The organism is Treponema putidum (assembly GCF_000755145.1).
GTDB classification, from domain to species: Bacteria; Spirochaetota; Spirochaetia; order Treponematales; family Treponemataceae; genus Treponema_B; species Treponema_B putidum.
Genome location: NZ_CP009228.1, coordinates 1,097,939 through 1,111,936, shown reverse-complemented (window position 1 = coordinate 1,111,936; position 13,998 = coordinate 1,097,939). Strand labels below are relative to the sequence as shown.

The window sequence follows — 13,998 nt, the reverse complement described above, 5'->3', positions numbered from 1 at the left end:
TTTATAGATTTGAATTCTAATGTGCCTTCAGCCATTTTTCCCACTGCGCTTCGCCTGTATCGAGCGTGGTTATTTCCTCAATATATTTGTCATTGTCGGCCGCATTATTGGGAAAATTAAAAAGGTACGGCCTGTTTTCGCCGGTGCCGGTATAGATGTCGTTTTTATAATGTATACCGTAAGGGAATATCCTGTTTTCTTTGTTATTATTATCGACAACGTAAACGGCAAGAATATTGCCGTCTTCGTCAAAGGCGGCACCCCACAGCGTTATCCAATGACCGTATGCAAGCCTGCTGCCTTTTGTGCCTTTTATATTTATTCCGATTGCTTTTTTGGAATCGAGGGCATTTTTCAGTGCATCTTCAAATTCTTTTTTTGTGTGACCTATTGCAGTGGCGATTGGTGTATGGTCTTTGTCGAACACATCCTTAAACAAGGCAGGGCCGATAAACGACGGGTCTTCGGCTTTAATCTTCGGCGATGACACGCTGTTATTGCCGTATAGGTACCACATAAGTCCGCTCATAGCATAATCGCCTTGTCCGCCGTTATGGGCTTGTGTTCTGAAAATATTTGCTATATAGCTTTTTTCTTTTTCCTGCTCATCCTGAAATTCTCGTTTATAAAAATACATATATTTTTCAGCATCGGCACCTGTTACAGGTTCCTTCTCTATATACCGTGCTATGTTGGTTTTATTTTGTTCAAACCACCAATCCAGCATATTGGCAGCGGTTTTAGCCCAGCATTGATTAGTATCCCCGCCGTCGGGAGTATTTATACCTAAATTATTTACCTTTCTGTTGTTAAACCATTTTGTCGTTTCGGATTCATTCCAAAAAAATATATAGGAGTTATCCCAGTATTCTGTGGGATATGTATGAGGAATTTCAATTTTTTCTTTTTCAGCAGGGAGCGGGGCATCTATGCCGTGTACCCATTTTATTGTTACAACCGGATGCTCATTCTTCTTTTGGGTGAGTTTTACCTCCATATCCTTATTAGTGCCCGGCTCTTTAATATATTTATTATTGTCATCCTTAAATTTGATATATGCACTTCTTTCCCAAACGGTTTTGTTTTTTTGGCAAATCAGCGTTATTGTATCTGTGCTTTCGTCTGTAGAGACTTTTTTGTCAAAACTCAACCATTTAGCCCCGCCGCCTATTATCTCGGGCTTATAGTTCAATTTGCCGTGAAGCGTTTTTACCGTAAAAGCGGGATTTGCTTCGGTACTCTCAATTTCAAATTCTGTTTTATTCAGTGCAATTTCTGGCCTTTTTTTAATAGTAACCGTAACTCTCTTTGTAATGCCGCTATTACTTTTTGATGCTATGGTTATTGTTGCAGAACCGTTTTTAAGAGCTCTTACCGTTCCGTCTTCGGCAATGTGCACATTGCCGTTATCTACGGAGTAGATAAGGCCTTGATCAGTAGCCTCATCGGGCTGTGCCTTCGCTTTGATTTTAAAGGTATTTCCGATAAGCATAAGCTTAGGTACCGTCTCTTCAACCACAATATTTTCAACCGGAACCGATTCCGGTGCAACGGTGATTTCATCAGTCAAAAAAGAACTCTCGGTAACATGTCCAACAGTTTTTTTCGGTTTAATGTCGGATATATAGCTGTTTTTACAGGACACAAGAAAAAAAATTGCAACGGCGGCAAAACTCACCAGTTTATATCTTTTTAACATCAAAAAAACTCCAATATGTTTATAAAATATATTATTCCGTATATAAAGTCAAGCACATTTACCTATAAAACGTTTTTATCTCCCCGAAAGTCTGCTTTTCCATGAAGCTATGAGCTGCAAAGCCTTTATTGGGGCCGTTTCGTCGGGATTGGTTGAAAGAATTTCGTTTAAGATAAGCTCTTCTTCAGGAAAAAGAGATAAATTTTTTGCAGATGGAGCTGACAGAGATGCTATTTCAGCTCCTTGTAAAGCAGAATCCGTTTTTTGGATATTTTCTTCATTTTGGAACCGGCTTCGCATGTATAAAAGATTTTCTGCCCGTGTTAGAACGCTTTGAGGAATACCGGCAAGACCCGCAACATGGATGCCGTAAGAGTTTCCCGCAGCACCGGGTACGACCTTTTTTAAAAATACTATCTTTCCTTCCGCTTCAAGTACATCCAGTTTTAGGTTTATGATTTTTTTGTGCTCCAAGCGGGTAAGCTCGTGATAGTGGGTTGCAAAGAGAGTCTTAGCTTTTATAGTATTAAGGAGGTGTTCGCTTACAGCCTGAGCTATGGCAAGCCCATCCTCCATAGAAGTTCCTCTGCCGACCTCGTCCATTATGACAAGGCTGTTCCGTGTTGCAGAATTAAGGATGTAGGCTGTTTCTATCATCTCCACTAAAAAGGTTGATTCCCCTCGGGCTAGATTATCCGTAGCGCCTACTCTGCAAAAAATTTTATCTACGGGGCTTAGAACGGCTTTTTCTGCCGGAACAAAGGAGCCTATTTGGGCTAATAGGCAGATTAAGGCTGTCTGTCGCAAAAAAGTGCTTTTTCCCGCCATGTTGGGGCCTGTAATTACTGCAAAGGAGGGAATATTTTTGTTGGAATCTTTGTCCGGACTCTTGGAATCTTGGCCTGAATCCGGCCTATCATCATCTAAATAAGAGTCATCCTCTCCGGATAATAGCTCAATGGAGTTGGGAACAAAGTCTCCGGCTCTAAGATGGTTTTCGACCACGGGGTGCCGGCCGTTGATTATATTCAAAATACCGGAATCTTCACAAAGCTCCGGCCTTGTCCAAGCGTGCAAAACGGCGGCTTGTGCAAAGGATTGGTTTACATCAAGCTCTGCAACCTCTTCTGCAAGTTTTTGTAAAAAGCGGTGATGTGAACCTATTTCGGAACAAACCTCATCAAAAGCATCCTTTTCGGCTTCGATCAGCCTTTCTTCAGAGTTATTTATATTATCTTCAATTTGTTGTAAGGTTTCAGTGGTAAAACGGTCTGCATTCGACAGAGAACGCTGGCGGATAAAGTAATCCGGAACAGCCGAGATATTTCCTAAAGAAACTTCTAAAAAATAACCCATCATTCTATTGTATTTTATTTTTAGATTATTAATGCCTGTTTTTTTTCGTTCGTCATCCAAATATTTTTCAAGAATTTCGTGGGCATTTTCTTTTATGTTTTTTATTGCGTCCACTTTTTTTGAAAAGCCTTTTTTTATAAGTTTTCCGTCATTTAAGGCTATTGTACAATCTTCATTAATTGCCCTTTCCAAAAGTTCGTAGATTTCGTTAAGCAATTTTTTTTCTTCATCATTAAGCTGCAAAAAGTCAAGTTTTTTTTCTTCTATGAATGCGTTTATTTTTATTATCGATTTAAGACTTTGCTTAAGGGCAAGAAGGTCCTTTCCGTGAGTCTTTTTCATAGCAATTCGTCCGGCAAGACGCTCAATATCGAGTATGGAAGAAAGAGTATCCCGTATAATAGCCGAGGCCTTTCCATCCTTAAAAAGACTGTTTACCTTGTCAAGCCTCTTATCTATTTCAATTTTTGAACGGAGAGGATAGCTTATCCTTCTCCTTAAAAGACGGGTTCCTATTGCTGTCCTTGTATAATTTACCGATTCAAAGAGGCTGTATGAGGTACTGTTGTCTCTAAGGTTTGATAAGAGCTCTAAATTTTTTCTTGTGGAGTCGTCCAATGAAACAAAGTCACTTTCAGCATAAATTTTAATACCCGAAATATGGGAGATGCTCCTGCCTGAAATCTCTTCCAAGTATTGAATCAAAAGACCGGCAGGCGGAACTTCGGGAGAATCTATATCGAGTAAAAAGCCTTTTAAGTTTTCGGTTCCGAAAAGTGAACAAAGCCTTTTTTCGGCTTGATCGGGGTTAAAGCTCCAATCCGGATAAAAGTTTTGTATCATCGAAGGGAATTCCGAAAGAATTTGCTTTAAAGCCGGTAATTCACTTTGAAGAGATTGCTGGATTAAAATTTCTTTTGGATTTATTCTTCCTATTTCTTTTAAAAACTGTTCCTTAAAGTCCGATTTAGGAAAGGATGTAGCAAAAAAATTGCCTGTAGTAACATCGATATAGGCAAAGCCTGTATAGTAGTCCGTGCCGCTGTTTCCCTCCGTTTTTTTGTTTGAACAATAGACGGCGGCAAGGTAATTATTGCTTCCCTGCTCCAAAAAGTCATCTTCTGCAACGGTACCGGGTGTAATAACTTCGACTACTTTGCGCTCGGTCAATCCTCCTGCGACGGGCTCCGTAACTTGCTCGCATATTGCAATTTTTTTTCCTGCACGCAGGAGGCGGGCTATGTATATTTTTGCGGCATGATATGGAATTCCGCACATAGGCACATCGGTTCTTTTTGTGAGGGTTAGGTTTAAGATTCGGCTTACTTCAACGGCCTCATCAAAAAACATCTCATAAAAATCGCCGAGCCTAAAAAAAAGTATTTCGTCCTTGTATTTTGCCTTAATGCTGAGGTATTGCCTCATCATGGGCGTTTGAGGCTTATTCACTTTGTCTTCTTAATTCTTGAATAACTTTTTCCGTAATATCGACGGTTGGACTGTACCATATTATTCCGGCATTATGTTCATAGCTTAAAACCATCGTGTAGCCTTCCGATTCGGCAACGCGGCGGACGGCTTCATAAAGGCTGCTGTAAAATTCATCATCATTTATTAAATTCTTTCGGAGCATATTGAGTTCATCATTTGAAGCTTTTACATATTCCAACAAGAATGTAATTTTACTTTTTATCCTTTCTTCATATTTCTTTACTTCAGCTTCCTGTCCGTCAGCTTCGGCATTAACTTTTCTTTGTCTAAGCTGTATAATCTCAGCCTCAAGAAGTTTCTTTTGATTTTCAAATTTTTCCTTTTTTTCCTGATAATCACGGGCTGCTTTCGCATCGCGCCCAAAAGTATCAAATATTAAACCCGTATCTATTACGGCAAATCTTGTAATCTGCTGTGCATAGATTCCGAGAGACACTAAAAACATAATAAAAATAATCAAAACACCTTTTTTATTCATAATCTAACCTCTTATAAATTTGGAATATTGAAAGAAAGAACGAATCTCCAGTCAGCACCTTTTCCGTTTCCCCAAACGGGTTTGCCGTTTTCAGACTTAAACGTATTGGCAAGTAGTAACCGCAAAGGGAATTGTGGTATAGAGAACCGAAGTCCCGGCCCAAAACTAAAATAATAATCGTTTATACTCAAGTTTTTTAAGTCATTCAGGTCCTTTTTTACAGCTACGGCATCAAAGAAGAAATCAAGTGATAAAATTCCGTGAGCTAAAGGCCATCTAAATTCTACCCAGTTATTTTGCATAACGGTTCCGGCTCCTTGAAGCCCCAGTCCAACCCATCCGCGGCCTTTAAAAGATCCGTCAATATAGAGCATCCGCTCAAAACTTATAGACTGCTGAGCAAGAGGGACTTGGAAGGAAAACCCTGAGTAAAAACCTAGAACAAATTTCAGGTTCCATATGTCGCTTACAGGGTAGTCTAAAAGTGTAATATAAAATTCTCCCTTTGTGTCCGACTGAAAAAAGTACTCATCTTCAATTTTTGGTATAAGGCCGAAAAAACTTACTTCTTGGCTTAAAAACCATCCTTTAGAAGGATCATATGTAATATCTCTATCATCTACAGACAGTTTTACCTTTAAAGAATTAGTTAAGCCCCATCTTTCTTGTTGCTTTCTAACTTTTTCGTCAACAGGTCTGTATAGATTATTATCATAAAAGTTTTTGACAAGACCGAAATTTAGCCCGCCCCTAAGGGTTATAACGGCAAATTTTGGAAACCATCTATATCCTGAGTTCATTCCTACACCGAATTCCAGTTTGTCATATTTCATTTTAAATGCATCTGCCAATGAAGAATTAGAATTAAATTCCGATTCAGTAAAGAAAGGATCGGCTATATTATTATAGTTCAAGTCCTGATAACTATACATCGTCTTATGCGATATTGAAAAATCAAACCCTACCGAAAGAGGTTTACCTAAAAACCAGTTTTCCGTAAAACCTAGAATTAAGCTTTGCGTATCGCTTGCAGCATTTACATTAACCGACAGTTCTCTTCCTGTCCCAAACAAGTTTTTTTCTTCCCATTGTGCAAATACGGACATAGGAAAGGTATCCGGATCCGGTGAACCTGAAAAAGTAACACCGAATTGAATTCCGGCGGTTGATTGTTCTTCAACATTGAGGATAACATCAACAAGATCAGGTTCCGAGCCGGGTAAAACATCGGGTAAAACAGCAGAAAAATATCTTAGGTTGGCTAAATTTCTAAAACTATTCATTAGTTTGGTTTTAGAAAATACATCACCTTCTTTTAGTAGAATTTCTCTTAAAATGACATTTTCCTTAGTTTTGGTATTTCCTTTTATTATAATATTTTCGACATGGCTTCTTTCGCGTTCCACAATTATAATTGTATAACCGACTTCTTTTGTCGATGTATTACGGTTTTCTTTTTTGTCTATATAGTTACCGGTATAACCGTTTTCAAAATATAAGTTGGCAATATCTCCAAACCCTGTTTCAAATTTTCTTAAGTTAAAAATATCACCTTTTTTTAGCTTAATTTTTTCGCTTAACTCGTTAGTAGAAAAAATATAGTTTCCTTCAAAATCGGTGCCTGTATATGTAAATTGTTCCCCTTCCATTATTACATATGTAAGAGTAATTTGATCTTTTTGCGGATCGGATTCCGTATCTATATCTTTTTTTATAGTTTCAACATGGGCATCAATATAACCGTGTTCTCCATAAAATAATTTAATTGCGCTTTTATCGTCTTGTAAGGCTTCTTCTCTAAAAAAGCCTTTTTGTAATAGCCATGACTCCTTAGAAGCAAGTACTTTTTTTAAAGCTTTTTCGGGAAATTTTGAATTTCCTTCAAAAAGTATTTTGCTTATAACCGACATTTTACCTTCATTGACGGAAAATTTTACATTTATGCTGTTTTTTTCTTTATCTTCAGAAATTTTACTTGTTATTTCGGCTTTTGTAAAACCTTTTTCGATATAAAAGGCCTTTAAGGTTCTTTCGGCATTTTTCACATTGATTTCATTAAATATATCACCTTTTTTTAGCTTGATAGACGAAAGCAAATCGGCCTTTCTTACATTGTTGTTTCCTATAAAAATAATATCTTTTATGGCAGGTTTTTCTTTAACTGTAAATTGCAAAAAGACATATTGATATTTGTCGTCGGCCGGTATAGCCTTAGGAACAATATCGGTAAAATAATCCAGAGCATAGATTTTTTGTAAGATTTCCCAATAAAGTTCATCGGAAAAAGGCTTTTTTTTATATGACTTGAAGATTTCATCTAATTCTGAAGCCTCAATATTTTCCAAGCCTTTGAACTGAATCTCTAAAACAGGTTTTCCATTATACCAGCCCTCAGGTTCTTGAGCAAAGCAGTTTAAAGCAAACAAGATTAGAATAAAACCTATAATTTTTTTCTTCAACATTTTTATCCCCTTAATTAATAAGAAAATTTCCATGACAGTGTCAATCCTGTATCGGACACAAACAAAGAATCAGGCCTGCTGGGAGTTATGTGCCATCTAAGCATAACAAACGGAGTATTCATTTCAAAACCTATTTCAGGCTGAAACAGTAAATTCCCGTAAACAGGTTTTCTAACTGCATCTGTGTTTGTAGAAAGCGGATCGTAATAGCTAAGATGCAGCATTGCATCAGCATATATGGCAGAACCAAAATACTTACCAATATAAACACTTGTATTATCAAAATAGTTACCGATTGTCAATGGCTTATCCTTTGAAGTCCTAAATAAATTCTCCAAAATAACATTTTGTATGAGGAGGCTCCTTACGGAAAATACGTCTACATGCAAAAGGTCTCTAGCTTCTTGTTCAATTCCTCTCATAATACCCATATTTGCTAAAATATCGGAGGTATTGCGTAGTGTTTCTTTTAAAATATTACCGCTTTTTAAATCTCCCAAAGCTACCTGCCCCATCAAGTTCATCGTATCGGAATCGGACATTGCCATTGGAGGGGATGTTGAAATTACAGGCCTAAAACGTTCAATATCGAGAGGCTGATCTTTTGCAGCCAAGTTTATTGTAAGAGGCTGGCCGTCAGCCATTTTATCCTTTATTTCGGCTCTGACGGTTATCATAGGCTCAATCTGTTGAAAAGGCGTTGTAAGGATTTTAATTTCTCCTTCTTTTATATAAAAGTTTCTTTTTATGTAGAATATTTCGCCAGTACGAATTTTTGCAGAACCGGACATTTCAAATTTTTCTGTACCTGTATCAAGGTTTAAGTTAAAAGGTTCATTTTCAGTATAAGCAAGAGCCCTTAAAATAGGGAGCTCAGTTGATGGAAACCTAAATTCGGACTTTTTTCCCAAATTTAAATTTAAATTCATGTAAAAAACGATTTTATTTTGGGTTTGCAAGGATATTTCTTTTTGTTTTTGTAAATCAGCAAACGGAACTGAAAAGTATCCTTTATCAAAATAAGCATCACCTGTCAATGCAATGGTTTCCGGATTTATTTCAAGTTTTATTTTCCCTTCGGCTCTTCCGTCCGCATGAAAGGCTATATTTTTTGTTCTTATAAGGGCCTGCGTATTTTCAAGAATTCCGCAGTTTACCGTCGTATAATATGGAACCCAGCCGATAAATTCCGATTTAGCCTCGCCCCAAAGGCTTCCAATCTTGCCATGCAGAACTGTATACGGGATGGACATATTTGTACCGTCAATGTGTATCGGCACTTCTACAGGGCCATAGGTATCAGGACTATAGTTAGGAGACGTACAAAATAATTTTTCACCTTTAAGTTCTCCGTAAAAAAGCGGGTCTTTTTGGGTACCGCTTATCTGAAGGCTACCGGTAAGTTTTCCTGCAGAAAACTTTATAATATCATTATTAGGGATAATATCTATAACCGGAGCAAGGTCTATACCTATGTTTGTTACAGCGAGGTTTATATCATTTTCGGTAAACATACCATCAATATTCAGATGGAAGGGAAACGATTCATCTATATGAAGCGAAACAATTCCATCATCGGTTTTAAAGCCGTATATCTCATCATTGTTTCCGGCATATAGGGCTATAATATTAGGTTCCTTTACTAATGAGGCTTTTATATCCGAATCGCCTTTTTTTCCTGCAAGTATCCAATCCGATATTTTCATATCTATATTAAAATGAGAAGTCATACTAAGAGTTTTTTCTATAGTATTCTTATTTTCATTATTTTTATCTGCATTAGACATAAAATCAAAATAAAATGAGGCTTTAGTATCAAGATTTTCATTATTATTCTGTTCTTTTAAATCAGCTTCATATAAAAAGCTCAAGAATCCTTTTTGTTCAGACGGGCTGATAGAGGCTTCAATTTTATTTATATTGTGAATACCCCATTTCAAGGAGGAGTCATAAAGGCTTATTTTATTGTTGTCGATAAAAGCCGAGGCCATGCCCTCAAGATTTTGCCCATTTAGATTAAACGATATTTTTTTTAAATCGGTTTTTATTGAAAGGGCTTCTTGATTTCCAAGAAATATAAATTCTGCATCTGCTTTGTTTTCTCCTTTTTGTGTTTTTAAAAAACGATTAAGCGATATATCCTTTATTTTACATGTACCGTCAAAATAAACCTTGTCGGAAAAAGTAAATGAAGAATTAAAGATTAAACTTTCCGTTTTGTTTTTATCCGTAAGTGAAAGATTAACTGCATATTGATTGATTTTTTCATCCGAAACAGGAAGAACATTAAAGGCAGCGGTACCTTCGAGCTGTTTATTTTTTATACCGGCTTTTACATCATGAAAAAAAGCCTCATCGGGTTTGACATAACCTTCGGTATAAAACTCTAAAGTGTCATCCGTTTTTGTAATATCAGGCTCAAGGTATTCAAGTTTTGCATAATTGCAAGTGATCATCCAGTCTTTTTGATTTTTGTATTCAAAGGCTGTGTCGGCGGAAAATATGGAATTTATAAAGGGAACGGGAAGCTCTTTTACCTGTATCGTTCCCTTTATATTTTTATGTAAATCTTTTAACACATTTACATTTAAACCGTAATCTCCATAAACACTTATAACTTCATCAGTCATTAAGCCGGAAACCTTATAGCTTATATCGTTTAAAGTCAAAAGAGAATCAAAAACCATTCCTTCATTTTCAAAAGAGGAACTTACATTACCGCGCAGGTTTATTTTGTTAAAAAGAATATCAATATTGCTGATGTCAAAAGAAGTTTCATTTCCTTGAAGAGAAAAAAGACTGTAGAATCCATTCTTCGAACTTGAAGCAAGAACAGTCTGGATTATGTTATATGAAAAATGTTTAAAGTCGCTTGATAAATAAAACTCGCTGGTCATTTGAACGGGAGAAATAAAGTCTTCTAAAAACTCTTTTGCAGGCACCTTAACATCGGTAACAGCCTTTACTCCATTGTAAATGTTTTCAATGCTGATCGCATCAACCGCTCCATGAAGTTCCAAATACCCCATGTTTTGTTTAACATTTTTTTCGGCATCAGATACAGGATGAGACCATGTTCCGTCAAGGCTAAAAGCCCCCTTAGTATCTTTCCCCGATATGTATATGTCGGTTTTTCCCGTTTTTTTTTCAAGTACACACGCAATATCTTTCAGTTGAGCTTTTCCAATCTCCAGATAGGGAATATTAGAAAAAATTTTATTTTGCTCCGAGAAGACATTTAAACACATTGCGATATTTTCTCCCGATCCTAATTTAAATTTTGAAATATTAAAATTAAAATCGGGAGCGATTTCTTTAATCTTATAAGAACCTTGTGCAGACACATTTATATCCGAATTATTTAATTGAAGTTTTTGTAAGGTTATAAGATTGCCGTCTCCTCCAATTTTAAAGCTGAGAACGGATTCTTCAATCCTGTTGCCTGATATATTGAATTTGGGCAATTTAACCGAAAAGACCGTATCCCATAAAAAATTTTCAGCCGCAGAAAAACTTAAATTAAAATTTCCGGTAAATGCTGCATCTTTTAATTCTTTAAGGAGACTTATTTCTTCAGAAGGAGAAATCAACAAAAGAGGTTTCAAATCTTTGCATTCAATATTTATGTTTCCTTTATTGTCCGCCGTATTCCAAGAACCTTTTACATCAATAGGCTGAATATCCTGCAATGTTGTAATAGAGGCTATTTTATTCAAATATGATGCAAAAATCGAAAATTTATCAATATAAATATTTCCGATTTTAATATCTGCAAAATTTATTATTGATGAAGCAGAAACGGTTGCAGGATAAACCGACCCGTTTATATTCACAGCCGTACTGAATTCGGGCAAATCCGCTTTTACAAAATTATTATATCGAATATTTGAATTTATATAAAAATCAATTTTATCGGAATTTAATGCAAAGCTCCCGCTTGAGGTATAAAAATTCATATTTGAATTTTTATTACTGTAATTTAATGCAATATTTTTTAATTCAATTTTTGCAGGTTTAATAGTTTTTGTGTTTTTTAAATTTTCTTCAACAATTTTTAATATATCTACCGTATCGGGTTCGGTATTTTCAACTTTTTTTTGATCTTCTTTTTCTACACTTGATGAAATTTCTTGTGTGTCAAATTTTTTTAAAATATTCTTATTTTTTTCGATATTAAAATCTATAACTCCGTCATAAATACCTAAAGAAACAAGTGCGGAAGTAAAATCTTTTTTAATTAACGAATATAATCTATAATCAAGATAAAGCAGTGAAAAATGTGCTATTTTTTGCTCTGTTGCAGCATTGTAAATATTCACATCCCTTATTTTTATTCTATCAAAAAAAGAAGGGGATATGGAAGCATAAGTAATCTTTATTTCAAATTCTTCTTCCACAGATTTTATAAGATTATCCCGCACATGTACAAGCCTCTCTTCCAGAGCTTTGGCTGCCGGATAAAACACTATCAAAGAGCTTACAACTATTGCGAGAAAAACGATAATTTCTATGATGCGTCTTTTTTTTATATTTTCCACTCGACTACTATTATATCAAAAAAAAAATGTTATGATAGGCCTCATGATACTACCTAACTTTGTTGTACTTGAGGGCATAGACGGTTCGGGAACGACAAGTCAAATAAGACTTTTAAAAGAAAGATTTGAATCTGAAGATAAAGGTCATCTTGTTTCATTTACGCAAGAGCCCACATCAGGCCCTATTGGGACTTTAATCCGTGCGGCTCTTCAAGGTTCTTTTAAGCTGGCACCCGAAACAATGACGCGCTTATTTGCTGCCGACCGCTGCGAACATATTTACGGTACACAAGGAATTCTTAATCGGCTTAATGAAGGAATGGCTGTTTTTTCGGATAGGTATGTTTTTTCAAGTCTTGCCTATCAAACTGCTGCAGGAGCCGCCGAACTTGTAAAACTTCAAAACGACGGCTTTCCTCTCCCCGAATTTTTATTCTTTTTTGATCTGCCCGTTGATGAAGCTATGAATAGGGTCATAGGCCGAAGTAATATGCTCGAAATATATGAAGAAAAAACTTTTCAGTACAAGGTTCAAGATGAATATAAGAAGGTTATAGATGAATACAGGGCAAAAGAGCCCAAAATGAACATAGTCATAATTAACGCTGTTGAACAAATTGAAGAAATTCACAATAAATTATGGAGTATTGTAAAAAATTTGCCGAAAATATAATCGATGAAAAGGCGATTTTTCTCTTTTATTGTTTTATGTTTTTTTATTTTCTCAAATAATCAACTTTTTTCTTATTTTGTAGAGTACAAAGAGCAGTATTATAAACTCTATCATATCCACTACGAACAAGAACCCGATGATATAGTTGAGAATATTTATTGGCTTGAAAGGGCAATAAACGCCGATTTTTGTAACCCTCTTCATGCTTTATGCAAAATTAATACTAAGAAAGAATGGGAAAAATACCGGTATATGTTTATGATGCACCTAAACCTTAAAATGGTCGAGCAGCATTTAAGATTAGGAAGTAAATTTGACAAACAAGTTGCATATTTTTATAATTACCCTTGGAAAGAACAAAATATCGAAAGCCTTTCTAAGGCGGAAGAATTTTATGAGACAGCTCTTGTTTATTGGCATGAAGCAAAACTATGGGCCGAAAAGGCCAATATGAGGGAATTTCAATTCATATTTTTAGACGGTCTTCCTTTTTGGGAAAATGAACGAGCCCGCATTGCTTCAGGAGATTTAAACTATGAGCGGACTATAAAAAGGGAGCTTCTTCGCCTTCAAAAAGTCAGAGAGGACTTTATGAATATGGATGATACTACTTATTGATTTTTACTATTTACCTATTTACATATATTCATTTGTTTGCTAATATGGTATATATGGGTAGGTGTTTTAAATTAAGCCCTTCGCTTTTAAGTGCGGATTTTTCAAAATTAGGTGAAGAATTGGCTTTTATAGAAAAAAACGGCGGAGACTGGGTTCACATAGATGTTATGGATGGGCAGTTTGTGCCTAATTTAACCTTTGGAGCTCCAGTAGTAAAATCTATACGGCCTTGCTCCAAGCTGGTTTTTGACGTGCATCTAATGGTAAATAATCCTGAAAATTTGGTAGCAGCCTTTGCCGATGCAGGAGCCGATTATTTTACTTTCCATGCTGAAGCGGTTATACATGCAGACAGGCTTATTGCCGATATCCGTTCGCACGGAATGAAGGCCGGGGTAAGCATTGTACCGTCTACACCTATCGAAACACTCGAACATATAGCACCTCTGGTTGATCTGATATTGATTATGAGTGTTAATCCGGGGTTCGGAGGACAAAAACTTATTCCCTATTGTTTGGAAAAGGTAAAACGGTTAAAACAAATGCGTGAAGAAAAAAAAGGCACTTATTTGATTTCGGTAGATGGAGGAGTCGGCTCAAAAAATATTGAGACGGTTGTAAATGCAGGAGCGGATGTTGTTGTATCCGGTTCGGCATTTTTTTCGGGAGATTTAGTACTATGA

General features: G+C 36.1%; 8 protein-coding genes. 3 read left to right on the top strand and 5 right to left on the bottom strand.

Annotation, left to right across the window (positions count from 1 at the left end):
- Positions 1–16 precede the first annotated feature (16 nt).
- From JO40_RS04865 to JO40_RS04845, 5 genes are all read right to left on the bottom strand, one after another.
- Positions 17–1,699, bottom strand: a complete 1,683-nt coding sequence (locus tag JO40_RS04865) for an IdeS/Mac family cysteine endopeptidase (RefSeq protein WP_049992341.1) — start codon at positions 1,697–1,699, stop codon at positions 17–19.
- A gap of 75 nt (positions 1,700–1,774) precedes the next feature.
- Complete coding sequence (mutS, locus tag JO40_RS04860; protein ID WP_044979707.1) at positions 1,775–4,483, bottom strand: DNA mismatch repair protein MutS; 2,709 nt, start codon at positions 4,481–4,483, stop codon at positions 1,775–1,777.
- A 13-nt stretch (positions 4,484–4,496) separates the two neighbouring features.
- On the bottom strand, positions 4,497–5,024 hold the full coding sequence (locus tag JO40_RS04855; RefSeq protein ID WP_044978363.1) for an OmpH/Skp family outer membrane protein: 528 nt from the start codon (positions 5,022–5,024) through the stop codon (positions 4,497–4,499).
- A gap of 11 nt (positions 5,025–5,035) precedes the next feature.
- Positions 5,036–7,486, bottom strand: coding sequence for an outer membrane protein assembly factor BamA (gene bamA / locus JO40_RS04850; protein ID WP_044979706.1), 2,451 nt, complete (start codon positions 7,484–7,486; stop codon positions 5,036–5,038).
- A 14-nt stretch (positions 7,487–7,500) separates the two neighbouring features.
- Positions 7,501–12,024, bottom strand: a complete 4,524-nt coding sequence (locus JO40_RS04845; RefSeq protein WP_044978362.1) for a translocation/assembly module TamB domain-containing protein — start codon at positions 12,022–12,024, stop codon at positions 7,501–7,503.
- Between the two features lie 31 nt (positions 12,025–12,055).
- Between JO40_RS04845 and tmk the strand changes: the two genes are divergently transcribed.
- Genes tmk through rpe form a run of 3 tightly spaced genes read left to right on the top strand, consistent with a single transcriptional unit; the run spans position 12,056 to position 13,998 of the window.
- Positions 12,056–12,697 carry a dTMP kinase gene (gene tmk, locus JO40_RS04840; RefSeq protein ID WP_084224558.1) on the top strand — a complete coding sequence of 214 codons (642 nt, stop codon included), beginning with the start codon at positions 12,056–12,058 and terminating at the stop codon, positions 12,695–12,697.
- A gap of 3 nt (positions 12,698–12,700) precedes the next feature.
- Positions 12,701–13,315 carry a hypothetical protein gene (locus JO40_RS04835; protein WP_044978361.1) on the top strand — a complete coding sequence of 205 codons (615 nt, stop codon included), beginning with the start codon at positions 12,701–12,703 and terminating at the stop codon, positions 13,313–13,315.
- Between the two features lie 53 nt (positions 13,316–13,368).
- Complete coding sequence (gene rpe / locus JO40_RS04830) at positions 13,369–13,998, top strand: ribulose-phosphate 3-epimerase (protein ID WP_044979704.1); 630 nt, start codon at positions 13,369–13,371, stop codon at positions 13,996–13,998.